The sequence below is a fragment of the Amniculibacterium aquaticum genome, assembly GCF_003852705.1.
Lineage (GTDB): Bacteria > Bacteroidota > Bacteroidia > Flavobacteriales > Weeksellaceae > Amniculibacterium > Amniculibacterium aquaticum.
Map to the genome: position 1 here is coordinate 43156 of NZ_REFA01000013.1, position 25873 is coordinate 69028.

At 36.2% G+C, this 25873-nt stretch carries 24 protein-coding genes; 11 read left to right on the forward strand and 13 right to left on the reverse strand.

The window, feature by feature from the left end; all coding sequences use genetic code 11:
- Positions 1-5: 5 nt before the first annotated feature.
- The 7 genes from EIY84_RS07210 to pnuC all read left to right on the forward strand — a co-directional run bounded on the left by EIY84_RS07210 (position 6) and on the right by pnuC (position 4889).
- On the forward strand, positions 6-302 hold the full coding sequence (locus tag EIY84_RS07210; RefSeq protein WP_124641691.1) for a P-II family nitrogen regulator: 297 nt from the start codon (positions 6-8) through the stop codon (positions 300-302).
- Positions 303-387: 85 nt separating this feature from the next.
- Positions 388-597, forward strand: a complete 210-nt coding sequence (locus EIY84_RS07215; protein WP_124641693.1) for a YgaP family membrane protein — start codon at positions 388-390, stop codon at positions 595-597.
- Positions 598-1028: 431 nt separating this feature from the next.
- The gene (locus EIY84_RS07220) at positions 1029-1697 is read left to right on the forward strand and encodes an outer membrane beta-barrel protein (RefSeq protein ID WP_124641695.1); all 669 of its coding nucleotides are present in this window, start codon (positions 1029-1031) and stop codon (positions 1695-1697) included.
- A gap of 67 nt (positions 1698-1764) precedes the next feature.
- Positions 1765-2325: a DUF6705 family protein gene (locus tag EIY84_RS07225; RefSeq protein ID WP_124641698.1), complete on the forward strand. Its 561-nt coding sequence runs from the start codon at positions 1765-1767 to the stop codon at positions 2323-2325.
- Positions 2326-2538: 213 nt separating this feature from the next.
- Entirely contained in the window at positions 2539-2736 is a 198-nt protein-coding gene (locus tag EIY84_RS07230; protein ID WP_124641700.1) for a YgaP family membrane protein, read from the forward strand.
- A gap of 151 nt (positions 2737-2887) precedes the next feature.
- Positions 2888-4024, forward strand: coding sequence for an acyl-CoA dehydrogenase family protein (locus tag EIY84_RS07235; RefSeq protein ID WP_124641702.1), 1137 nt, complete (start codon positions 2888-2890; stop codon positions 4022-4024).
- A 211-nt stretch (positions 4025-4235) separates the two neighbouring features.
- On the forward strand, positions 4236-4889 hold the full coding sequence (gene pnuC / locus EIY84_RS07240) for a nicotinamide riboside transporter PnuC (RefSeq protein WP_124641704.1): 654 nt from the start codon (positions 4236-4238) through the stop codon (positions 4887-4889).
- 189 nt (positions 4890-5078) lie between these two features.
- Here pnuC and EIY84_RS07245 read toward each other — a convergent pair whose 3' ends face one another.
- The 13 genes from EIY84_RS07245 to udk form a co-directional block, all read right to left on the reverse strand.
- Complete coding sequence (locus EIY84_RS07245; RefSeq protein ID WP_124641706.1) at positions 5079-5402, reverse strand: hypothetical protein; 324 nt, start codon at positions 5400-5402, stop codon at positions 5079-5081.
- Between the two features lie 79 nt (positions 5403-5481).
- Positions 5482-6954: a D-alanyl-D-alanine carboxypeptidase/D-alanyl-D-alanine endopeptidase gene (gene dacB / locus EIY84_RS07250; RefSeq protein ID WP_187478082.1), complete on the reverse strand. Its 1473-nt coding sequence runs from the start codon at positions 6952-6954 to the stop codon at positions 5482-5484.
- Positions 6955-7107: 153 nt separating this feature from the next.
- Positions 7108-9558, reverse strand: coding sequence for a replication restart helicase PriA (gene priA / locus EIY84_RS07255; RefSeq protein ID WP_124641708.1), 2451 nt, complete (start codon positions 9556-9558; stop codon positions 7108-7110).
- A 90-nt stretch (positions 9559-9648) separates the two neighbouring features.
- Entirely contained in the window at positions 9649-12546 is a 2898-nt protein-coding gene (gene secD, locus EIY84_RS07260) for a protein translocase subunit SecD (RefSeq protein ID WP_124641710.1), read from the reverse strand.
- A 271-nt stretch (positions 12547-12817) separates the two neighbouring features.
- Positions 12818-14191, reverse strand: a complete 1374-nt coding sequence (gene hemN / locus EIY84_RS07265; RefSeq protein WP_124641713.1) for an oxygen-independent coproporphyrinogen III oxidase — start codon at positions 14189-14191, stop codon at positions 12818-12820.
- A gap of 124 nt (positions 14192-14315) precedes the next feature.
- Positions 14316-15119, reverse strand: a complete 804-nt coding sequence (locus tag EIY84_RS07270) for a T9SS-dependent choice-of-anchor J family protein (RefSeq protein WP_124641715.1) — start codon at positions 15117-15119, stop codon at positions 14316-14318.
- Between the two features lie 125 nt (positions 15120-15244).
- The gene (locus EIY84_RS07275; RefSeq protein WP_124641717.1) at positions 15245-16258 is read right to left on the reverse strand and encodes a T9SS type A sorting domain-containing protein; all 1014 of its coding nucleotides are present in this window, start codon (positions 16256-16258) and stop codon (positions 15245-15247) included.
- Positions 16259-16345: 87 nt separating this feature from the next.
- Positions 16346-17725: a dipeptidase gene (locus tag EIY84_RS07280; RefSeq protein WP_124641719.1), complete on the reverse strand. Its 1380-nt coding sequence runs from the start codon at positions 17723-17725 to the stop codon at positions 16346-16348.
- A 132-nt stretch (positions 17726-17857) separates the two neighbouring features.
- Positions 17858-18130, reverse strand: a complete 273-nt coding sequence (locus EIY84_RS07285; RefSeq protein WP_124641722.1) for a hypothetical protein — start codon at positions 18128-18130, stop codon at positions 17858-17860.
- 206 nt (positions 18131-18336) lie between these two features.
- Positions 18337-19488, reverse strand: coding sequence for a class I SAM-dependent methyltransferase (locus EIY84_RS07290; RefSeq protein WP_206428196.1), 1152 nt, complete (start codon positions 19486-19488; stop codon positions 18337-18339).
- A complete protein-coding gene (locus tag EIY84_RS07295) occupies positions 19481-20644 on the reverse strand; it encodes a methylmalonyl-CoA mutase family protein (RefSeq protein WP_206428197.1) in 1164 nt (387 codons plus the stop codon). The genes EIY84_RS07290 and EIY84_RS07295 overlap by 8 nt, the downstream gene beginning before the upstream one ends.
- A 36-nt stretch (positions 20645-20680) precedes the next feature.
- Complete coding sequence (locus EIY84_RS07300) at positions 20681-21040, reverse strand: FtsB family cell division protein (protein WP_124641726.1); 360 nt, start codon at positions 21038-21040, stop codon at positions 20681-20683.
- Positions 21040-21702: a uridine kinase gene (gene udk / locus EIY84_RS07305; protein ID WP_394336899.1), complete on the reverse strand. Its 663-nt coding sequence runs from the start codon at positions 21700-21702 to the stop codon at positions 21040-21042. The genes EIY84_RS07300 and udk overlap by 1 nt, the downstream gene beginning before the upstream one ends.
- Positions 21703-21911: 209 nt before the next feature.
- On the opposite strand from udk, the gene EIY84_RS07310 reads away from it, so the two are divergent.
- From EIY84_RS07310 to pepE, 4 genes are all read left to right on the forward strand, one after another.
- Complete coding sequence (locus EIY84_RS07310; protein WP_124641730.1) at positions 21912-22226, forward strand: RNA recognition motif domain-containing protein; 315 nt, start codon at positions 21912-21914, stop codon at positions 22224-22226.
- 117 nt (positions 22227-22343) lie between these two features.
- Positions 22344-23246, forward strand: coding sequence for a CorA family divalent cation transporter (locus tag EIY84_RS07315; protein WP_124641732.1), 903 nt, complete (start codon positions 22344-22346; stop codon positions 23244-23246).
- 80 nt (positions 23247-23326) lie between these two features.
- A complete protein-coding gene (locus tag EIY84_RS07320; RefSeq protein WP_124641734.1) occupies positions 23327-25096 on the forward strand; it encodes an aminopeptidase P family protein in 1770 nt (589 codons plus the stop codon).
- Between the two features lie 21 nt (positions 25097-25117).
- Positions 25118-25822: a dipeptidase PepE gene (gene pepE, locus EIY84_RS07325; RefSeq protein ID WP_124641736.1), complete on the forward strand. Its 705-nt coding sequence runs from the start codon at positions 25118-25120 to the stop codon at positions 25820-25822.
- Positions 25823-25873: the final 51 nt, after the last annotated feature.

The following is a 25873-nucleotide window of genomic DNA, read 5'->3' on the forward strand; positions in this document are numbered from 1 at the left end:
AAGACATGAAAATAATCCTCATCATAGCGGTTGAAGAATATGAAAAAGAGATAAAAAATATTCTAAAACATTCAAAAATTAAGGCTTTTACCATGCAAGAAGTTAAAGGCTATCAAAATCATAATAATTTGCAATCTTGGTTTATTAGCGACGAAATATCGACAGATTCGGTGCAGTTTACCATAATATCAGACAAAGAATGTGCAGATGAGATTTTTTCTGAAGTAGAAAACTTCAACCTAAAACAAGATATTCAAACAAAAATCCATTTGGTTTGTTGGGATATTGAAAAATCTATCTAAACCCTTTATTTATCAAATTTTATTCAATCCTTCAAGGATTTAAAATCCTTGAAGGATTACAAATAATAAATTAGAATTCAAAATCATGTACAACAGAATAGCACACGCATTTGCAGGAATACTCATCTTGTCCAGCATCTCACTCACCTACGCCAGCGACAACAAAAATTGGCTTTGGATAACGGCTTTTGTAGGCGCCAATCTTTTACAAAACTCCATGTCCAATTGGTGTTTACTGCATCAAATTCTAAAAAAAATAGGAATAAAAAACACTGAAAGTAGCTGTAAAATTTAACCAAAAGCAAGAAATAAAAACCAAAATACATTTGGCAACCGTTAATTTAGAACATTCGATATTATAAATAATTTGAATTTATTAAAAACAAATACTATGTACAATAACCAAGTTTTCGTTTTGCCCGAAGGGTTAGAAATGAAATGACCCTTCATCGAATCCATAAAAATAATAAGAATGAGGTAAAACCCTGTTGAAAGGAAGCAGCTACAGTCCGAAGATTAAGTTCAACAGACGGTTTTGTGAAATGCAGAGTTTTGGCTCTTGCGTTGAAATTTTTGAGAAATTACTCGCAAAAAGCCATTTTCTTTTACTAATTTTTATATTTTAGCTAAAGTAAAATGTCTTTCTGCTTAGTATCGGGATTGTATAAGTGCTTAATAATCAAACTCCGCACTTCATAAAGCTGCAAACCAGTTAGCCACAATCATATGAAAACAAACGATTTACAACGAATTTTAACAATTTTGATGATTATTTTTTCAGTAAATATTCCTGCACAGAATATCACAGAAAATAGATTTTTATTTGGAGCCGAAACTGGAATAAACATAAATCAGTCTGACTTTATAAATGACACTAAAAAGATTTCAGTTCAAGGAGGAATTTTAGTTGAATATATTTTGAATAAGAATTTTAGTGTAATGGGAAAATTAAAATATTATGAAAGCCAAATTATTTTTCCATATTCAAAAATAGTAGGCACCGGAATGTTATTTAATCAATATGAATTCTTCACTTGCAAATACGATGGTATAATCATTAGTTTACCAATAACTGCTAATTACAATTTCAAAATATATCGAAGCCTTTCTGGAAGTTTAAGACTTGGAACTTCTATAAATTCTGAAATTTCAAACAAATATGATTATCCCGCTGAAGTGAAAAAAGATTATGGTAATTTTTTTATTAAAATAACTGGCGGAATAAATTTAAATTATAACACTGAAAAAATAATTTATTTTGTAGGTTTTGAGTCGTTGGCTGGTGCAAAAAGAGGTTCAATAACCGGAAAAGACTTTAATAATCACCAACAAACTCAAAACTATGCAATGGAAAATTATTTGTTCAATATTGGAATGAAATTTAATCTAAAATAAAGACTGCGGCTAATAAGCAAGTTTTCGTTTTACCCGAAGGATTAGAAATGAAAAATAATATAACCCTATGAAAACAATAATCAATAAAATCGCTATAGTCTTTATTATACTATGGACTGTTAATTACAACGCCCAACAAGTTTTACCTCTAAACACTTTTTTGGAAAACATACCAGCAAATGCTCATGTTAAAGACTTTAACAACGAGCTTAATCCTTATGTAGGTACTTACAAAGCAAATTTTGAAGGAAATGAAGTTACTCTTTTTATAACAAAAGTTGAAGATAAATTAGAAAAAAGAGTAAATAAAAATTTTTATAGAGATGCATTAGTTATACAATATATTGTGAAAAATTCTAATGGTAACATATTACAGGATAGTCAAAGCACTCCGAATATTGAATTATACAGCTTTGGTTCCAAACCAGCCCAAAATAAGATTGTTTTTTATTATAGTGGTACCAATTGTAATGTTGGTTGGGGCGACATTTATCTAAGTAAAATCAATGCAAATCAAATTTTATGGGATTATCGTCCAGAAAGTATTGTACTTGTAAATTGTCCACAGGGTTCGGATTTAACTGTTTACCTACCCGATACAAAAAACTTAATTTTCACTAAACAATAGAGTCTTCTGCCAATAGCTAGGTCTTCGTTGCGTGCATAGCACGAACAATAAAAACCCTGTTGAACGGAAGCTTTGAAAGCTTTTTCAACTGCTTATGGGATTATCGACAAAAAATTTTAAAACATGGGAAGAGCCTGTAAGAAAGGGCTCTTTTTTTTGTGTCTGAATTTGCGTATTTTTAGGGAAAAGCTACTGATGGTTTAGTTCAAAAGAATAGCACACGCATTTGCAGGAATACTCATCTTGTCCAGCATCTCACTCACCTACGCCACCGACAACAAAAATTGGCTTTGGATAACGGCTTTTGTAGGCGCCAATCTTTTACAAAACTCCATGTCCAATTGGTGTTTACTGCATCAAATTCTTTACAAATTGGGGATAAAAGACACTGAAAGCTCTTGTAAAAGATAGAAACTTATCATGGGGTCAAAATTTTAAATGTCTCACTTATTCAAGTTATTTCCCCAAATAAATGAAATAAATTTTAAAAAACAGCAAAATATATAGGGGATATAATCCGTAAAACTGATAATTTAATTATATTTGGGCAAAATTTTTCACCATGTTTATTGAAAATACAGAAATTGAAATGATCGCCCAAACGGCGAAAGAATTTGCAGAAACTCATATCAGGCCAAACATCATGGATTGGGACGAAAGTCAGACTTTCCCAAAAGAATTATTCCACCAATTAGGGGAAATGGGTTTCATGGGAATTGTTATCCCTGAGCAATACGGAGGATCTGGACTTTCTTATCACGAATATGTAACCATTTTGGACGAAATCTCCCAAGTAGATCCATCCATTGGCTTGTCAGTAGCTGCACACAACTCTTTGTGTACCAACCATATTTACGAATTTGGTAACGAAGAGCAACGCATGAAGTGGTTGCCACAATTGGCCACAGGAAAAGTGATTGGAGCTTGGGGACTTACAGAACACAATACGGGATCCGACTCCGGAGGGATGAGTACAACTGCCGTAAAAGACGGTGATGAGTGGATCATCAACGGAGCCAAAAACTTTATTACGCATGCCATTTCTGGAGACATCGCAGTGGTGATGACCAGAACTGGAGAAATTGGAGCTAAAAACAATTCCACAGCTTTTGTTTTGGAAAAAGGAATGCCAGGTTTTACTTCCGGAAAAAAAGAAAATAAATTAGGAATGCGTGCATCAGAAACTGCAGAACTTATTTTCGATAATGTCAGAGTTCCGGACAGCCACAGATTGGGCGAGGTTGGCGAAGGTTTCAAACAAGCCATGAAAATCTTAGACGGAGGAAGAATTTCCATCGCTGCTCTATCTTTGGGTATCGCAAGAGGCGCTTATAAATCTGCTCTAAAATATGCCAACGAAAGAAAACAATTTGGTAAAGCCATTTCAGAATTCCAAGCCATCAACTTTATGTTGGCCGATATGGCAACAGAAATTGATGCGTCTGAATTGCTGATCCGCAGAGCGGCTACTTTGAAAAACGCCAAACAAAAAATGACCAGAGAAGGAGCAATGGCTAAGTTATACGCTTCCGAGGCTTGTGTGAGAATTTCCAACAATGCCGTTCAAATTTTTGGCGGTTACGGATACACCAAAGATTTCCCTGCAGAGAAATTCTACAGAGATTCTAAACTTTGCACCATTGGTGAGGGAACTTCAGAAATCCAAAGATTGGTTATCGGTAGAGATATCGTAAAGTAAATTTATGTTTTTATCATAAACCATCACCTTTTCAAAATTAAATTAAGATCACTCTTTTTGGGTGGTCTTTTTTTTATTGAATAATCACAACAATACCGAGTTTACACCTACAAATCCACGCATTTCCAAAGTTATCACAGGCTCTAAATTATTTTCAAAAAAAAATTATTAAACTTAAAAATTTGAAATCCCAAATCCTTAAATTTGATCAATGGACTTCTACAATCTTTTCTTACAGCCTTATGAAAGCTATACTCCAATTCAAATTGCATTGGAAATTATCGCAGCTACTTTCGGTATTCTAAGTGTCTATTTTTCCATCAAAAAAAACATTTGGGTCTATCCAACGGGTATCGTTTCAACCGCTTTGTATGTTTACATCTTATTTGTTTTTGGTTTGTTAGGGGATTGCATGATCAACATTTACTATACCATAATGAGCATTTACGGTTGGATTTTATGGTCCAAAAGTGCAGAAGATCATGTCCATGTCCATGTTTCGTGGACTGAAAAAAAAGAATGGTGGCTCGCCTGCTTACTCTTCGTCCTGAGCCTTATTGCCGTAGCATTAGTTTATTATTACAAACCGGTCATCGACAACAATTTTAATTTTAAAAATTCAGAGCTTGGTTTTTATCATCTGGATTGGGCCAATGGGTTGGACATCATAACCACTTCCCTATTCCTGGTCGGTATGTGGTTGATGGCAAAACGAAAAATAGAAAATTGGATTTTTTGGATTATCGGAGATCTTATTTGCATCCCAATGATGATCTACAAAGGCTTGGGAATCACCTCAATTCAATACATTATTTTTACCATTTTGGCCATTCAAGGTTGGCTGAGTTGGAGAAATTCTAAGTAAAACCTTTGTGTATTACAAAAAAACACATAAATAATCTATTGGTCAAGCTACAGCTTGTCCCGATTTTTCAGGATAGACACAAAGGATCTACAACAATAAGACTTCATAACTACGCATAGCATCCGTCAAAGACGGATATCACTTGTGTTATTTCATTGTCTATTCGTAAAAAACGATGAAGGAGTTTTATTACACATTTCTAAATCTCTTGTACAATCTCAAGTGTTTTTCTCGATTTAATAAATAAAGAATTATACACAGTGAACCAAAAGAAAACATTCCTACAAACCACAATATTTTATTATGAATTTGGTTTCTGATTAAATCAATTAACACAACTATCCAAGGAATTAATTGGATTAATAAACCTATTCCTAGAAATAAGTGAGAATAATTTTCTGAAAAATTTTTGTTTATAATTTTTAGGTAAATTGATACTGTAACTAAAACAAAACCAATAATTACAAGAGCTAATAAGATTTTTTTGTTGATTAGTAATTCATGTTCTTTCATATTTTTTCTTTTGCTGTTTTATTATGAAATTAAAGATAACAAATTTTTTGTTGAAAGGATCATGTATTAAAAAAAATAATTAATACCCTAAAACCGGCTCCAATATCATTTCCATTTTTCGTTTTACAGCATCGGTAGAACCCGCATAATTATTCACCAAAAGCGAAAATGCCAAAGTCTTGCCCGAGTTGGTTTTTAGATATCCCGTCAGACATTTCACTTTGTTCAAAGTACCAGTTTTCGCAAATATTTGTCCATTTCCATTTCCGTAAACAAACATTCTTTTCAAAGTTCCGGTTTGTCCTGCAATGGGCAATGAATCGAAATAATTTTTGAAATATTTGGTCGTCATCAAAGACGATAGAAACTTCACTTGTGATAAGGGCGTCACCATATTAGCTCTGGAAAGTCCACTACCATCGGCAAAATTAAGACCTTCCATATCGAAACCTACAGATTGCAAATGACCAACCACGGCTCTTCTTCCGCTGTCCAAGGATTGATCTCCAAATTTTTGGAAGCCTACCATCCTAAGAGTTGCCTCTGCCAAACCGTTGTCACTGTGCTGATTGGTATAGAAAACTACATCATTCAAATCTGGGGAACGGTAAGTGGAGATGAGTATTCTTTTTTCAGGATCGGTATCCAACATTTTTGTTGAAACTTTTCCAGAAACCGGGATTCCGGATTTTATCATGGCTGCTCTTAGTGAATTGGCCAAACCTACAGGTGCATCCGGAAGTTTTGTCGTAAAAGGAAGCGATTGATACTCTTCCGCATAAACCATTTTTTTGATGTACGGCGATACATAAAAATATCTTTTTTCTTGAGCGAAAGGATTGCTTTGTTTTACAATAATTTTTTCTTTCGCCGGATCTATCTCTGCGCTAGATCCCACAGGGAGGTAATATGCACCGTGTTCCAACCAAACAATATTCTCCGGGAGAGTTGGTATTTTATTGGCTTTGAAAACTGCAGTTTGAGTAATGATATCTCCATTCACTCTTTTTATTCCTTTTTCTGCCAGAGCAGCGATAAAATCCATGGAGATCATTCCATAACTGGTAGCTCCTGCTTTGCTGGTGCCCAAACTTGGATCGCCACTTCCGACCAAATATAAATTTCCGTTTAACACTCCATTTTCATCAATCGTCCCCGAATAATCCAACTGGGTTAGCCACTGAAATCCTGATCCTAAAAGGCTAAGAGCAGTTTCTGTAGTGAGTAATTTGGTGGTTGATGCTGGAATTAACGGTTGGCTTTCGTTGTAGGAACTGACAATTTTTTTTGTTTTTGGATCGTAAACGACAAATCCCCAATGGGCATTTTTCAAAACCGGATCGCTGGCCATGGAGGTGAGCGTAAAATCTATTTGTTCTTTTGGACTGAGTGGCTTTTCGACCGCTACAGCCTGAACATAAACTGGAGCTGAAGTAGGTGCCGTTGATGTGTACACCGAAGAGCTTGTTGTATCTGAAAAATTAATCTGACTCCATAATAAAGAGCTCGATACAAGAGAGATCGAAAACAGTACTTTTTTTAGTTGAATCATAAATACCTTCTTAATAAAAGATTTCTTGTGCTTTTGCAAGAAATGCACGAGCAACACAAATGATGAAAACTTTCTACGGGTCAAAAGTATTAATTAAAAACAATCCGTCCTTGATATTCAGAATTAAAAAGCTTTAAACTCTGTTAAAGTTTGTTAAAAGTCCACCAATACGACCTTTTTAATGCTTTGGTAGGCGGTGATCTCATCAAATTCTTCAAAACTTTTCAATACAAAAGATTTGAATTCTTGATATCTTTTTCCTCTTGGTAATTTTAATAAAATCTGATATTGATAGAGTGAATTGATCCTGGGAATGGGAGATTTTTCCGGTCCAAAAATGCATTCTTGAGGTAGATATTTCTCTAAAACTGAACTTAAAAAACGGCTGGCTCTTTCCACCTTATCTTCTTTTCTATGCCTAAGTTCTATAAAAATAAGTTTGGTAAACGGCGGATAAAGATTCTTTTTTCTCTCCTTCAACAGATAATCGTACACCAAAGCCTGGTTGTGTTGTTCTTTGATCAAGAAAAAAACAGGATGGCCGGGATTGTAGGTTTGTATCATCACTTTTCCTTTTCCAGAAACCCTTCCTGCCCTGCCCGATACTTGGGTGATCAGTTGATACGCTCGTTCTTCGGCACGAAAATCTTGTACATAAAGCATTTGGTCGGCCCGTGGAATGCAGACCAATTCAATTTTGTCAAAATCCAAACCTTTGGAAATCATTTGTGTTCCTACAACGATATCCGTTGTTCCGGATTCTATTTTTTCGTAAAGTTTTTCATAGGCAAATTTCTTCCGCATGGCGTCCACATCCATTCTTTCCACATCAGAATCTGGAAATAACTTAGAAACCTCTTCATGAATTTGTTCTACACCAATGCCTCGTGTATTGAGTTTATTTGAAAAACATTTGGGACATTGATTGGGTTTTGCAGCTTTGCTCCCACAATAATGGCACTTCAACTCGTTGGACGATTTGTGATACGCCATCACCACATCGCAATTGGAGCAATAGGTAACATGACCACAGGCTTCGCACTCCACCACAGTTGCATACCCTCTTTTGTTGTGCAAAACGATCGCCTGACTGTGATCTTCTACACAGTGGCTAAGCTCGTTGAGCATCTCTGAGGAAAAATTTCCATTTACTTTTTTAAGTTCCAAAGCTTCTTTAAAGTCGATCAGTTCAAAACTTGGTAAAGGTACATTTCCAAAACGATTCTCTAACTTTACCCATCTCAACTTATCGATTTCTGCTGCATAATACGACTCAACAGAAGGCGTTGCAGATCCTAAAATTGCAGGTGCTTTATAAAAATTTGCTAATATTAAAGCCGCATCTTTGGCATTAAAATAGGGAGAAACTTCGCGAGGTCTGTATGCCGAATCGTGCTCTTCATCAACAATGACCAAGCCCAAATTCTGAAACGGTAGAAACAAAGCATTTCGAGTACCGATCAACACACGGATTTCGTTATTTTTCACTTTTTTCCAGACTTCAACTTTTTCAAAATCTGTAAGTTTTTGGTGATAATAGCAAAGTAGATTTCCGTATTTTTTTTCTATTCGCTGAACGATTTGTTGGGTGATGGCGATCTCCGGAAGTAGGAACAAAACGGTCTTACCGGCAACCACTGTTTCTTCAATTTTTTCTAAATAAACATGGGTTTTTCCTGAAGCCGTAACGCCGTAGAGCAATACATTTTTTCCTTCTTCAAAAGCGTTGTCAATCTCCATTTTAGCAATTTGCTGTTCGGGAGAGAGCTGATCCTTTTCCTCTAAATCACCTTGATAATTGGGCAATCGATCTACGGACATTAGATATTCTTCCACCAAATTTTTATCGACCAAACCTTTCAGATGGCTGGCTGCAAAAATACCTTCTTCAAAAAGACTGGATTTTCTAAGTTCCTTTTCGGGATGTTCCGTTTCGTGTTGCAAAATGGTCAAAAACAATTCGTGTTGCTTGGGCGATCGTTTTAGGGACAATAAAATTTCGGGTAAGTTATCACGAACGGTTTTTGGATCTTTAATTTTTACAAAAACGACTTCCTTAGCTTTGTACTTTTCCGCAATCACTTCATCTACCTCTATGTATTGTAAATCAATCAATGAATTGATGGTTTTGATGATGTGTTTTTTCGGTATAAAGGCTTCGATGTCGGTAAAATTAATCAGTTGTCTGACTTCCAAAGCTTGGATCAGATAGATTTCGTTGGCATCTAGATTTTGATAATCAATCTGGGCATTTGCTTTTAGTTTTAGATATGTTTCGCTTTCTAATTTTAACGAAGCGGGGAATGCAAAACGATAGATTTCGCCGATGGTACAGAGATAATATTCCGAAAGCCAATGCCAAAACTGAATTTGTTCTTTGGGCAAGATGGCTCTATCGTCCAAAAGGCTGATGATGTCTTTGGCCACAAAAGTTTCGGGCTCGTTGGTATGAATTTCGACCACTATTCCCGTGTACACTTTCTTGCCACGAAAAGGAATCAAGACCCGCATCCCAACTTGTAAGACCTCATGAAAATCTACCGGAACTTTGTAGGTAAAAGTTCCTTTTAAATTGAGTGGCAATACAACTTGAGCAAATAACAATGGATTGAGGAATAGAAATTATCGAACACAAAAGTACATAAAAAAATCCTTCAGAAAAACTGAAGGATTTTAATAAATTATTATAAACGATTACTTGCTTACTTCGTCTTTGTTGGTAGTAGATCTACCGTGTACATGTTCTTCTTTTTTGCCAATTCCTTTTAGGAAATCGTAAGCAATAGCCGAAGCAATGAAGATGGATGAGTAGGTACCGAAACCAATACCAATCAACAAAGCAAACATGAAGCCTCTAAGGTTATCTCCACCGAAAATAAAGATCGCTGCGATTACCAATAAGGTTGTGAATGAAGTGTTGAAAGTTCTACCCAAAGTACTGGAGATGGAATCATCAAACAACCCTGCCAATGTAATGGATTTTTTCTCGCGAAGGTATTCTCTAATTCTATCGAAGATAATTACGGTATCGTTGATGGAATATCCCAATACGGTAAGGATGGCTGCAATGAAATCTTGGTTGATCTCCATGTTGAACGGCATCCACTTGTACAAGAATGAATATGCACCTAGAATGATGATGGCATCGTGGAACAATGAAACCACAGCTCCAAGAGAGAATTGCCATTTTCTAAATCTAAATAAAATATAGATGAAGATACCACCCAAAGCAATAACAACTGCCATGGTACCGCCCAATTTAATATCATCAGCAACGGTAGGTCCAACTTTTGTTGAAGATACAATTCCGTAATGTCCTAAATCTGCTGACTTGAATTGTTCTAAAGTTGCTGAAGCTGGTAAATCCGCTTTCAGACCTTCGAACAATTTCTTTTCGATATCTTGGTCTGCAGCTAGAGACTCGTCATCAATTTTATAATCCGTAGTAATTTTCAATTGGTTGTCTTTCCCAAATGTTTTTACATCTACTGAATTGTTTTTTCCAGTTTGAGTTGCAAAAAGTGGTGTAATTCTTTCTTCGATTTTGTTGGCATCTACAGATTTTTCAAAACGAATAACATAATTTCTACCACCTTCGAAATCTACCCCGTACTTGAATCCGTTTGTGAAAATGGAGAACAAACAAGCGATGGTAAGGATTAGTGAGAAAATGTAGGCATATTTTCTTTTTCCAATGAAATCGATCCAAACATTTCTAAACATATTTTTGGTTGGAGCAGTCCAAACAGAAAGTCCTTTACCTTTTTCTAATCTACTAAAAATCATCACTCTAGACAACATTACTGATGTGAAGAATGTCATCAAAATACCGATAATTAAGGTAACTGCGAAACCTTTGATAGGCCCCGTTCCAAAGAAATACAATACAAAAGCGGTTAACAATGTGGTTGCGTGTCCATCGATAATCGCAGATAGTGCATGTTTGAAACCATCTTTATACGCTTCCTTAATATTTTTACCTGCGAACAATTCTTCTTTAGTTCTTTCGTAAATAATTACATTGGTGTCCACCGCCATCGCCATAGACAACACGATACCTGCAATACCTGGCAAGGTTAGGGTAAAGTCACCCGAATCCATAATACCAAAAATATAAAACAAGTTAATAACCATTGCAATTACTGCATACACACCGGCTCCACCGTAATAGAAAACGATATACGCAATAATTAATGCGAATGCAATACCGAAAGACATTAGACCATCTTGAATGGATTGCTCCCCAAGAGATGGACCAACAACATCTGCCTGAACTACTTTTGCACCGGCCGGCAAACGACCTGCTCCTAGTACATTCACCAAATCTTGAGCTTCATCTTGAGTAAAATTACCCGAAATTTGAGTTCTACCGTTCGGGATTACACTTTGTACTGTTGGTGCAGTGTATACTCGGTTGTCCAAAGTAACGGCCACTGATTTTTTCAAGTTTTTCTCGGTCATCAGTTTCCATTCTCTAGCACCTTTAGAGTCCATTTGCATATCCACCACTATTCTACCCAACTCGTCATAAGAGATGTTGGCTTTTTCTACAGCACCGTCAACAGGAGCTTTTTGGTTAATGTTTCCACGGATTCCGTAAAGTACCAATTTGTTTTCGTCACCAGACTCCGGCTTATATCCCCACATGAATTGGGTGTACTTGATGTTGGATGGACGAAGGTTGTGAGCTATTTTAGAATTTAATATTTTGTTAACCGTTGCCGTATCCGAAAGCTTTACATTGGCTACCCCGTTGGTTTTCAACGATTGAAGATCCAATAACTTCATGAAATCGGTATTTTTTGCTACTCCGATAGAATCGGCTTTAGCAGGAATAGCGTCCGCCAAAGATTGTAGGTAAGGGTAAACTTCGTTGACATCCTGAACTTCCCAGAATTGCAATTTTGCAGAAGTCTGCAACATTTTTATTACTCTATCCTTATCTTTGATCCCCGGCATTTCTACAGAGATTCTACCTGTACCAGGTACTCGTTGGATGTTTGGCTGTACTGCCCCCATCTTGTCAATACGAGTTCTAAGAACCTCAAATGCAGTCCCTAAAGATTGATCGATTTTTCTTTTTACAATTGCTTTTACCTGATCATCAGTCGTATTGTACTTTATTTCTGTAAGATTGGTATTTCCGAAGATTTCCGGATCTGCAAGTTTAAGATTGGTATTTTTGGCTTGGTTTACTTTAGCAAACTCTTCAAAAAACACATCGATGTACGGCTTGGATGAATTTTTCATCGCCAAATCGGTCTTGTCTAAAGATTCTACTAAAATCGGGTTGGTCGAATAGTTGGCCAAATCGTTTACCAAATCTCTTTGGTTGATTTCCAACAATACATTGATCCCTCCCTTTAAGTCCAAACCAAGTTTCATTTCTTTTTCCTTGGCTTTTGAATAGTATAATTTGGTGAAACCAAGATCTAGAGTGTCTTTTTTAATCTTCTCGATTTCCTTCAAATTACCTTTTGCTGCTTCGATTTTCTTGTCCTGATTGCTGACATACCAAGTTGGTAAAAACTCGTTCAAGCAGATCAGTCCAAGTACAATCGCAATCATTGTAATTAGTCCTTTTCCTTGCATTTTAATACAACATTAAATTTTTATAGTGGGCAAATATAATGAAATTATGACGAATTAAGCATTAATAATTTTATATTTTTAAGGCTTTTTAAGATGTTTTTATTCATCATTAAAGGTAATTATTAACAAATTCCGAAATAGGATAGAAAATTAAATTTTCATGCCTTCTTCATGCTGGAAAACAGATGAAAAAATCATAGAAACACAAAAGCCTCATTTGGAATAACTTATCCAAAATGAGGCTTTATTGTTGTTCTTAATTCTAAAAAAACTAAACCGTCATCGAAAAAATACGAGTTTCCGGTTTGTTTCTAAGCATTCTTAGGTCAAATGCCATGGCTACATTTCGGGTAAAAGCTCTGCCTTTTTCAGTAATTTTCAAATAATTCTCACCCAATTCTACCAAGCCGTCTTTTTCCATTTCTTTTAAACTTTCTACCGCCTGAGCCATCTCCGGTACAAAGTTGGTTTCGTCCCAAGAGGTTTCCAATCGGCACATGATGTTCAGGATGTGTTTGCGGATGATCAAATCTTCATCATTCAAAATATGTCCGTTGAAAACGGGAAGTTTTCCTTCGGCAACGGTATTTTGGTACTCTTCAACGGTTTTGATATTTTGTCCGAATGCGTACCAAGAATCGGATATGGCAGACATTCCCAAACCGATCATCAATTGGGTTTTGCTGGAGGTGTATCCCATAAAATTTCTGTGGATATTTCCATTTTTCATCGACTGATAAAGGTCGTCGTGTTCGAAGGCGAAATGATCCATCCCTACTTCGATATACCCCAGGTCTTCTAATAATTTTTTACCGTCTTCGTAGAGTTTTCTTTTCTCTTCACCACTTGGCAAATCCTCTTCTTTAAAACCTCTCTGTCCAACACCTTTCACCCACGGCACATGCGCATAGGAATAGAATGCCAAACGATCCGGTCTTAGTTCCAGGGTCTTTCTTATGGTAAATTCCATTGCGTCCCAATGTTGGAAAGGCAATCCGAAAATAATATCGTGAGATACCGAAGTATAGCCAATTTCTCTGGCCCATTCGGTTACATTTTTAACATTTTCAAAAGGCTGAATTCTGTTGATGGCTTTTTGCACAATGGGATCGTAATCCTGAACACCGAAACTGCATCTTCTGAAACCCAAGTCGTAAAGGGTTTGCAAATGTGCTTTGGTGGTATTGTTCGGGTGCCCTTCAAAAGAAAATTCAGGGTGTTCTGCAATTTCTGCCTTAGCAAAAATACCTTCCAATAATAATCTTAAATTTTTTGGAGAAAAGAAAGTTGGAGTACCACCGCCCAAATGCAATTCTTTGATTTTGGGTTTTTGGGTGTTTCCTTTGGATTTGAACAATTCCAAATACAAATTCCATTCTTCCAAAACATGGGCGATATAAGGGTTTTCTACGGAATGTTGTTTGGTAATTCTTTTATGACAGGCACAAAATGTACACAATACCTCACAAAACGGGAGGTGGATATAGATGGAGATGCCTTCTTTGTCATTGCTTTCTGTGAAGGATTTCACCACAGATTCTTTCCATTTTTCTACGGTGAAATTTTCTGATTCCCAATACGGTACTGTAGGGTACGATGTATATCTCGGTCCTGGAATATTGTATTTATCGATTAACGAACTCATGTAATTTACTTTTTTTGAATGTACAAATTTAGCTTAAAATAACCACAAACAAAAAGTTGTATCCATAAAAAACTGCTCTACAAAATTTGTAGAGCAGCGGTATTGTTATCTTGTAATCTCGAAATTATTTTTTAATGAATTTCAAAGATTGAGATCCTTTGTTGGTTTCAACAGAAATCATGTAAGCTCCGCTTCTCAAAGCTTTTACATCTACAGAAGTTCCGTTTAGTTTAAGATCCATTTTTTTACCCGACATGTCAAATACAGAAACAGACTTTAATTTGTCTTTTGTTTCGATGTTCAATACATCTGTAGTTGGATTAGGATAAACGGATAATGAAATATTTTTTGCATCTATTTCATTTGTGCTTAGATTTCCTTGCAAGACTTTCACATCATCTAACAAAAGATAATATTGACCCGTGCAACTAAAGTGTCTAAAGTACACTTTTACCGCTTGACCATAAAGAGAAGTAGGTATTGCAACCGTTTGTACCGCTGCTGCCGCTGGCTCTGCCAGAGTCGCTTCCTTGACAGGTGTAGCTGTAGGTGTAAAAGGTGTAGCTGCAGGTAAAATATACACTGCATAATGCTCTAAGCCCCAATCAGGATCTGCCGCTCCAATAGTAAACCTTAAATTTAAAGGACCTGATGCAGGAAGTGTAATAGATGGGCTAGCTAATAAATTATCCGGTGTTAAGTCACTTGAAGTATCATCATCATAAGATGCTGAACCCACAATGTTCCCTGAAAACCCATTTACCGCTGTTGTCCCTAGATTTAAAGGTGTCCAATCAAATCCATCGCCATCTGTGTCGGTAGCAGTCCAAGTTGTTGGACTGTCAAAAGTTTCATTAAATACAACAGTTTGAGCATGGAAAGCAGAAACTGCAACGCTTAAGAATAAAGTTAGTAAAGTTTTGCGCATAATATATATTTTTAATTAAACAAATATATAAATTAATTATAATACCAAAGTATTAATTACAATAATAAAATAAAAAAGGTACTCGAGAACTTCGAATACCTTTACTTCATCGTTTATTATGAATTTTATTTTTTAATGAATTTATCTGAAAAGACTCCATTATTCGTTTCAACAGTAATAAAATATCTTCCAATTGGTAAGTTTTCTACATCAATAGAAGTCCCAACTAATTTTACATCTATTTTTTTACCGGTCATATCTGTAACAGTAACATCTTTTATTTTATCTTTTACTTTAATATTTAATATTTTAGATGTAGGATTTGGATAAACAGAGATCATTTTATCTGCAATTTCATTTTTTACATCTGTTACGGCAAAGGTAGAAGAATTACCAAACTGAACCAAAATATTATCAAATCCTACTGTATTTGCAACTGTATTTCCTGTTGAGGTTGTATTTTGCAAGTAGATGTCTTTCGCCGTCATGCCAACAATCGCGTCTGGATCTGCAATCGCATTAACACCACCTCCTGGCCAAATCCAAGTCATATCACCAGTAGTTTTGTTATAATAATATGTAACAGAAACCCATGTATTAACTGGAAACGCTGGAGCTGTTGCAGGGTCATTTACTATATACAATGTTGGGACATTTGTTGCATTATAAAATGTTCCAAGGCCAATAATTTTTCTTGTTGCTACTTCAAGTCTAAAACCACCAATTGCTTTATTAGAACCTTCTACATCTCCATAAATCATAAAATAATAATTACCACTTCCTGTAGAGGAACCTGTATATATATCTATAGTAGCTTTAACAATATTATTGGTTGGTGTAGCTGTCACAGTAGTTAATTGAGCTGCAATTCTATTATTCGGGTTATTTGAAGCTGCATAACTATTTCCACTGGTAATCGATAGAGACTTACCATGTGCAACATCTATATTACCGACTTGGTAATTTGCATTGGTTCCATTTAATGTGAGCCAATTATTTTGCCCAGGTGTTGCCCCCGTTACATCAGTACCTAAATTACCAAGAGTAAGAGAGTTAAAATTCTCATTTACAAGAGTTTGTACTTGTGCAAATCCTAAATATGAAAATGCAAAAGCTGAAAGTAGTAAAATTTTCTTCATAATATTTTTTTTAAATTTTAATTGGGGTAAAGATAAGTTATATTTTTTATTGTGCAAAAAAAATATAACTTATCGGTAATACTTTAACTATTTTGTGTAATTTTCAAAGAATAACGGAATGCTTTCTATTCCTTTGTAGAAATTAAACAATCCATAATGTTCGTTTGGCGAATGGATGGCATCTGAATCCAGACCAAAGCCCATCAACACCGATTTTGCACCTAATACTTGTTCAAACATCGCTGTAATGGGGATGGATCCTCCACCTCTGTACGGCAAAACTTCTTTTCCAAAAGCGGATTCCATGGCCTTTTTTGCTGCTAAAAACTCCTTGGTATCGCTCGGCAACACATAAGGCATCCCTCCGTGGTGTGGGGTAACGGTAACTTTTACATTTTCCGGAGCTATTTTATGGAAATATTTTGTGAATTTTTCGGTAATTTCTTCCGGAGTTTGGTAAGGAACCAATCGCATGGAAATTTTTGCAAATGCCTTGCTTGGGATAACGGTTTTGGCACCTTCACCGGTGTACCCTCCCCACATACCGTTGCAATCCAATGTCGGGCGAATGGCTGTTCTTTCCAATGTGGTGTATCCTTTTTCACCTTCGATCCCGTTGAGACCTATGGATTTTTTAAACTCTTCAGGATTGTCCTTTAGCTTATTCATTTCAGCCCTTTCTTCAGAAGAAAGTTCGTATACATTATCATAAAAACCGTCAATGGTGATTCGTCCATCTTGGTCAATTAATTTCGCAATCATCCTGCTCAACACATGGATGGGGTTAGGAACTGCACCACCGTACAACCCGGAATGCAGATCTCTGTTGGGACCTTCCACAGCGACTTCTACATAACTAAGTCCTCTAAGTCCTGTAGTTACTGTTGGTTGCTCGTTAGAATAGATATGAGTATCGGAAATCAAGATGCAATCGCAAGCCAACTTTTCTTTGTTTTCGTTCACAAAATCGCCCAAACTCATGGATCCCACTTCTTCTTCTCCTTCCAAAATAAATTTAACATTGCAAGGTAAAGAATTGGTATGCATCATGGCTTCGAAAGCTTTCAAGTGCATAAAAAACTGACCTTTGTCATCAGCAGAACCTCTTGCAAAAATTGCTCCTTCGGGATGGAGTTCCGTTTTTTCAATATAGGGTTCAAATGGAGGTTTTGTCCACAATTCCAACGGATCCGGTGGTTGTACATCATAGTGTCCATAAACCAGAACGGTGGGTAAGTTTTTATCGATAAGCTTATCTCCGTACACGATGGGATATCCTTTGGTTTGGCAAACTTCTACATGGTCTGCACCTGCATTTTTAAGTGAACTGGCTACCCAGTCGGCACATTTTAAAACATCGTTTTTGTATGCAGAATCTGCTGAAATGGAAGGTATTCTTAACAATTCGAAAAGTTCCTGAACAAATCGCTCTTTATTTTCTTCTATGTATTGAAGTGTTTGTTGCATTGATTTAGATTTTTTAATATTAATATTTTTTATTTGCTATAAAACTAAAAAAATATCCTTCAGATGAAGGATATAATTTACCCAACAAGGGTTCAAATATTTTCTACAGCCGTTACTTTCAACAGTTGGCTGTTATTTTTCTTTTTTCTCCTCAGTTTTCACCTCCGTAGTTCCTGCAGGAGCTTTGATGGTTTCTGCCGGTGCCTCCAATGTAGAAAGAGAATCGTTTCCAGCTTTTACTTCAGGTTTAGCTGCTGGAGTTTCGCTTTTCACTTCTTGTTCGATATCGCTATAATGCTCTATTGAAGCATCTTTTTGAAGTACTCCATGATTTCCACCCGCAGGAATTTTCTTACAGCTTACTGCCAATCCCAAAACCGCGATTCCAAAAACTAGTTTTTTCATATTATAGATAATTATTTTATATTTTTTAATTCATTTTAAGTCAATGCTTTCCGTTTTAAACTGAAATTTGAACGACCTAAAATTTTAATTTTCCAAAAATAATAAATATTGCTCTCGTGGCAAAAACTTTTAGGATATTTTTGACCTAAATGATTTTTAACATCAAAAAGCAATTGGATGCACCCCTTGAAACTTTGATTTTCAGCTTATGAAACCGACCTTAAAACCAACTTTCCCTTTTGGCTTTGGGTAAAAATTAGATAGGACAAACCACCATCTTTTAGTTTGTATTTCTTTTTAATTTCTTCCGGTTTCAATGGATAATTTTTGGACACGATGTTGTACTGCTCCCCTTTTTTCAAAATTTTAGGATCCATCACCTCCATTTCTAAAATTCTACCGGGAAAGGTTACCAATCGTGCATCAGAAGTATAAATATGGGTGTTTGGATGCAGCTTGTCCAACTGAAAATGCTCGGATATCCAACTGAAAGCACCGGACTTCAACAAGGCATTGTTGGGAAGGTACATGTATTTTTTAGGTTCTGAAAAAGTAGCATGAGCAGTATGAATTTCATCCATAAAAAACTCGGAATTGCTTTCGGTACTTTCAAGATTTACGGTTTTTATTTTTATCCTTTCCGCACTCTTTTGTCGGATGAGCAAGACGATTTCTTTCACCTCATTTTTTACCGCAACAATATGGATTTCACAAAGATTTTTGACCACTGAAGCCAAATAGGTCAAGTCGATCAATGGCGATAACTTCACCACAACCAATGGTGCTTTGCTCAACAATTCGTCCTGAATTTGTAAGAGGTTGGGTGATAAATCTTCCAACAAAAAAACTTTGTTTTTATTTTCGTCCCTCCTTGCGGGATCCAGATAGATCAGGTCAAAATTTTCTGTATTGCTTTTCAAAAAATCTTCCAACTTATCCGATACAAAACGAGCTTTTTTTTGAAGGACATTCCAATTGTGTTCAACCATTTCCAGCAGGTCGGCATTTTGCTCGAGCAGAGTAATTTCTTTAAAATTTTCTGAAAGAAACCAAGCATCAATTCCAAAGCCCGAAGTAAGATCGATCATGGAATTTCCGGATACCAACTGAGCTTTGTAAACCGCCGTACTTTGAGAGCTGGTCTGCTCCATATTGAGCTGTGGCGGAAAAATAATGCCTTCTTTTATCAGAAAAGGAATTTTTTTTTCAGCCGTTTTTCTGGCTTTCATCTGTTGCACCAACTCTTGCATGGATACAGAAGAAAACGGAGTTTTCCTCAAAAGCATTTGATGGAAATCTCCGTTTGTATTTTTTTGGATAAACTCCTGAACTTCTTTATTTAAGAGGTTTTTATTCATACATTTCAGACCAACGCACTGCTTTTACTACCGTTTCATCGTACAAATCTGCAGGTGATTTTGTAGGTTCTAATTTTGGATAAAGATTGACCCCAATCAGTTTTATCTTTCCTCCGGCAACCCAATTTTGTTCTTCAATCGCCTGATTATAAATAGCTTTCTGAATTTCTTTTTGTTTCAACAATTCCAGATAACCGCCTTTTTCTTCAACTTCTACCAATAGATCCCAAGATTTTCCTGCAAATTGTTGGGTCAAATTTTCGATGTAGTAACTTCCATTTCCGGCATCTTCGAAAACATTGATGATGCTTTCGTAAGCCAAAACAATCTGTTGTTTGAACGAAATTTCGCCTGAAAGAACCGTAGGATTTTCAATTTTATAATTATGGCTGTACACGGCATCCGATCCGCCTACCATGGCTGCAGCCAATTCTAAGGTCGAACGGATGAGATTATTCTCTTCATCGGTTTTGGTTTTGTTTCTCAGTGAAGATTCTGTAAAAATATACGGAATACTAGGCTGTCCCAAATCTTTTGACAATTGATAGAAAAGGATTTTCATGGCTCTAATCTTGGCGATTTCAAAGAAATAATTGGCACCAACAGCCATTTTTATGATGACTTGATCCAAAACTTCAACTCCAAACTTCTCGACCAACTCTTTGGTTTTCGCCAGTGCATAAGCCAATTGCTGCACGATAGAGGCTCCGGCGTTTTGCAATATAGAAACATCTACACAAAGGCTTCTTTCAAAAGATTTTGAAAGCAATTCTTTAGCCAAGTTTTCATTGATGCTTGCTGAGTTTTCATCGATAACATCTACCAACGAATAGTAGAAATTGCTGTCGTCCATTTTTATATGATCCGCCAATTCTTTATTCTCTAAATACAGAGATTTTTCAGTAAGATATTCAACATTCTGACGAAGGACATAGGCAAAAATTTCGTCTTCAGTGTCTTCTAGATAATCGGACACCAATTGTGTGCTTTCCTCTATTTTAGGCAGGTTAACCAATGGAGAATCTGCTTGATCGTAATACGGACTCACCTCGATACCTTCAAGATTTTCTTTGGATAAAACAGTGTAGATATCATCGGTTTTCAATTGCTTTTTTACAAGATTTTCCCAATCGGACAAAGCTATTTTTTGAAACATACTTTTATATTTTTTCAGACGAATTATTGGTTTCGTCTATTGTTTTTTAGAATTAATTTTTGAACTGTCAGCAACGATGATAAAGATTTCCTCATTGGGTTTCTTCATGAAATAATTTTCTCTGGCGAATTTTTGTTTTTCGTCCTTATTGTTCATTAGTTTTTTATAATAATTATCGTTTTTTTCGTATTCGGATTTATAATACTGCAATTGTTCTTCATAGCGATTGATTTCTTTGTTCAGATCGTTTATTACCAAGAAAGAAGTATTATCAAAGAAAACCATCCAAACCAAAAATACAAAAATGGTAAGGGTGTATTTGTTAAGAACCCATTTTCGGACAAATCGAACTTTTTCCGATTTGGGTTCAATTTTTTTTATCAAATCCGGTTTCATCAATGTGGTTTTTTGAGGGTGTTATTAATGACAGTTGTTAGAAAATCGATGGCTACGGAATTCTGCCTCATATTCGGAACGATAAGATCGGCTTCATTTTTTGAAGGCTCAATAAATTCTTGGTGCATCGGTTTCAGAGTCGTTTGATAACGGTGCAGAACTTCGCTTAGATCTCGACCTCTGTCTTGGGTATCTCTTCGGATCCTACGGATCAATCTTTCGTCTGAATCGGCATGTACAAAAACTTTCAGATCGTATTCCTTCAACAATTCTGTATGTGTCAACACCAAAATTCCTTCCACAATCAGCACATTTTTAGGTTCTACCAGGACATGGTCTCCGGTACGAGAATGGGTCACAAAACTGTAGATGGGTTGCTCTATACTTTGTTTATTTTTCAAGGCTTTTACATGCTTTAAGAGCAAATCAAAATCGATGGATTTGGGATGGTCGTAGTTCAACGCTTCTCTTTCTGTTAATGAAAGATGTTGGTTATCGTGATAGTAATTGTCCTGAGAAAGCACATTTACCCCTTCTGCATTTAGTTGTTGCAAAATTTTGTTCACTACGGTGGTTTTCCCACTTCCGGTTCCTCCGGCAATTCCGATTACTAGCATTGATATAGTTGATTTTTTACAAAGATAGTATTTTGTTGAAAAAATGAATTTTTAAATCTTAATAAATAGTAAAAAATATTTTGTAAAATTTGTTCAAAAAGCACCAGAAAAGGTTTTAAAATAAAATTTTTCAAAAAAAACAAAAAAAATTTATTATTTTATAAAATTAATGTACCTTGCACAAAATTTTAGAAGCAGAATTATCAATGTTCAAGTCCTTGTTAGTTACTTCTGAATAATTAATATCAATTTTTATGAACATTTTTATTTCTAATCTCAACTACACAGCTGTTGAGTCCGAGCTACAAGCTCTTTTCGAAAACTACGGAACTGTTGATTCCGCAAAAATCATTACCGACAAAGAAACCGGTAGAAGCCGTGGTTTCGGTTTTGTTGAAATGCCAAACGACGATGAAGCAAGAGCTGCTATCGAAGGGTTAAACCAAACAGATTATAAGCAAAGAACCATGAACATTTCTGAAGCTAAACCAAGAGAAGAAAAACCAAGAGGTTTTGGAAATCGTGGTGGCGGTTACAGAGAAAACCGTGGGAATAGAGGTGAATGGTAATTGACCTTTAACACAATAAATCAATCCGTCTTTTTTTCGAAAAAGACGGATTTTTTTTGATTATTATTCATATTTTTGATTCAAATTGTACAAAAAACAGTATAAACAATAGAAATAATGCCAATTAGAACGATTTTCAAAAACGAATTTTGCGAATGGTTGGATTGCGAAGGTCCAAACATTGATGATTTTAAAGTGCTTCAGCAAAATTATTCCATAGATATGCTGCTTATGGAAGACATGTTGGATGCCAACCACCTTCCAAAATACGAAGAACATTCGGGCATACAATTCTATCTCACTCGTGAAAACACCAAACAGGAAAGAACCGGACTAAATACCATGAGCGACATCTCGACAAAATTGGGTATTTACATCTTGGGAAGCACGGTTATTACCATTCATAGGATAAAAAACAACAGCATCTTAGAATTAGAAAAAGAAATTGAAAGTAAAAAAAGCAACATCACCAAAGAATTTGTTGTCCTGCATTTGGCTAAAAAAATTCTCAACTCTTATGATGATGAAAGTAAAGTTATACAAGACGATATCGACCGTATCGAAAACGAAATCTTCCTGAACAACAATAACAACGGCAATATTGTAAAACGACTTTATAAACTGAAAAGAAAAACCGGTCTCAATGTACGATTGCTAAACATCTCATCGGATTGGGTAAACAACATGAAGAAAATAAACATCAGCGAAACACAATTTATTGACCTCATGGACAAATACAAGGATGTGAATAACAAATTCGACCATCTCAATGCTCAAATCACGCATCTTATTTCCATGTATTTGGCACTTTCCGACCAAAAAGCCAATCAGGTCATGAAGATGTTGGCTATGTATTCGGTTTATTTTTTGCCCATCACATTCATCGCAGGAATTTATGGTATGAACTTTGAAAATATGCCGGAACTGCAAACCCAGTTTGGGTATTATTTTACTTTGGGACTCATGGCGCTCATCGTCATCGTTACCTTCATCTACTTCAAAAGAAAAAAATGGAAATAACGATTAACATTAAATATCAATTTCAAGCTCATAAATTGGGACATTATTTATAAATTTACCTCTTCAAAAAATAAACAAAAATGAACATACAAGAAAGAATATCTGCTTTGCGAGTAAAAATGCAAGAAAACAATATTGATGCGTATATCGTGTACTCTGCAGACCCTCACATGAGCGAATATCTACCTGAAGAATGGCAAGAAAGAGCGTGGATTTCCGGATTTACCGGCTCTGCAGGATTTGTTGTAATCTTAAAGAATAAAGCTGCTCTATGGACCGACGGAAGGTATTTCGTACAAGCCCCAATAGAACTTCAAGGCTCAGGAATTGACCTGATGAAAGACGGTGTCGAAGGAACTCCAAACTACATCGATTGGATTATTTCCCAAATCCCAGCCAACGGAAAAGTAGCGGTAAATGCTTTGGCCACTTCCAACATCAACTGGGAAGCTCTGGAAGAAAAGCTGAATCCAAAAGGAATTTCTTTGGTAAATCAGGCACTCATTCAGGAAATTTGGACCGACAAACCACAAGCTTCTCAAAATCCAATTTATACCCATCCTACAGAAAGAGCAGGAAAATCGGTAGAGGAAAAACTACAAGCCATTCGCGAAAAAATGCAAACTTTGGGTACCAGCACTCACATCATTTCCAGTTTGGACGATGTCGCTTGGACCCTGAACCTCAGAGGTAGCGATGTAGATTGCAATCCCGTATTTTTAGGTTATATTTTATTGTCTCTGAACGATGCAAAACTTTTTGTGGACACCAAAAAATTAAATGCAAATGCTCAGGAATCCATGCAAAAAGCTGGAGTTTCTGTACTTCCATACGAAAATTTTTTGAAGGAATTGGCTTTGGTTAAAAATCAAAACATACTCATCTCTCCCAACACCAACCAATCGGTGTACGATGCTTTGGCCAACAAAAATACTTTTGTAAAAGCTGCTGCACCGGGAAATTTGATGAAAGCACAGAAAAATACGGCCGAATTGCAAGGTTTCCGCACCGTAATGGAACGAGACGGCGTTGCCATGGTAAAATTCTTGTATTGGCTAACCCATACTGCCGGAAAAGAAGCCATGACCGAATATTCCATCGGCGAAAAACTAAGAACATTCCGTGCCGCATCGGAAAATTTTGTGGGCGAAAGTTTTGGTAGCATTGTCGGCTATGCCGGTAACGATGCCATTTGTCACTATTCTGCAAAAGAAGTAGGCAGTAAAGAAGTCACCAATTCCGGAAGTATTTTGGTTGATTCTGGAGGTCAATATCTGGAAGGTACCACAGACATTACCCGTACATTGCCTTTGGGCGAAACCAGTCAGCAATTCAAAATAGACTCTACATTGGTATTGCAAGGCATGATCCGACTTTCCATGGTAAAATTTCCAAAAGGTACCCGAGGCGTTCAGTTGGATGCCGTTGCAAGAATGCCGCTTTGGATGCACGGAAAAGACTATAACCACGGGACAGGTCACGGAGTTGGCAGCTTTATGAATGTACACGAAGGACCACAGAATATCCGAAAAGATATGAATCCTCAAGAACTATTACCCGGAATGGTAGTTAGTAATGAGCCCGGTTTCTATCTCGAAAACATGTACGGAATTCGTCATGAAAACTTGGTTGCGGTAAAATTTTCTGAAACCACTGAATTTGGAGATTTTTATGAGTTTGAAACCCTAACTTTCTGTCCTTTCTTCAAAGAAACCATTGTTAAAGAATTGCTTTCTGCAGAAGAAATTGAATGGCTGAATGCGTATCACAAAACTTGTGAAGAAAAATTGGGTAAACATCTGGAAGGCGATGTAAAAGAATGGTTTTTGCAGTTGGTAAGCCCTCTTTAAATCGTTAAAAAAAACGGTATTATGAATGTAATTTTAGCTTCTACTTCTACCCTTTTTGGTGGAAAATACTTAGACTATTTGAAAGAGTCCATCGTCAATCTCTATCAGGGTATTGATGAAATTCTTTTCATCCCTTTTGCCAGACCTGGTGGGATTTCGCATGAAGACTATACTGCAATGGTGAAAGACTTCTTTAAAACGATCAACATTAAAGTAAGCGGATTGCATGAGTATGAAAATAAAATAGACGCCATTAACAATGCCAAAGGCTATTTTACCGGTGGTGGCAATACTTTTCTTTTGGTAAAATCTTTACATGAAGAAAACCTAATGTTTGTCCTAAAAGACAATGTAACGGCAGGCAAACCATATTTGGGAACCAGTGCCGGAAGCAACATTGGAGGCATCAACATGAAAACGACCAACGATATGCCCATTGTATATCCAGAAAGTTTTACCTGTATGGGCTTGGTACCCTTCAACATCAACCCGCATTATTTGGATCCTCATCCGGACTTAAAACACAACGGCGAGACCCGAGAAACTCGAATCAAAGAATTTCTAACTCAAAATAATATTGTGGTGGTCGGACTAAGAGAAGGCAATTGGATACGAAGAATTGGTGAACATATTTTTGTTGAAGGAACCGAACAAACTCGAATTTTTCAGCCTTACAAAGAACCTTACGAGTTGGATCCCATTTCTGAATTGAAATTTCATTTATAAAACAAACTGCTTTACAATACGCTCCAAGTACTTATGTGCTTGGAGTTTTTT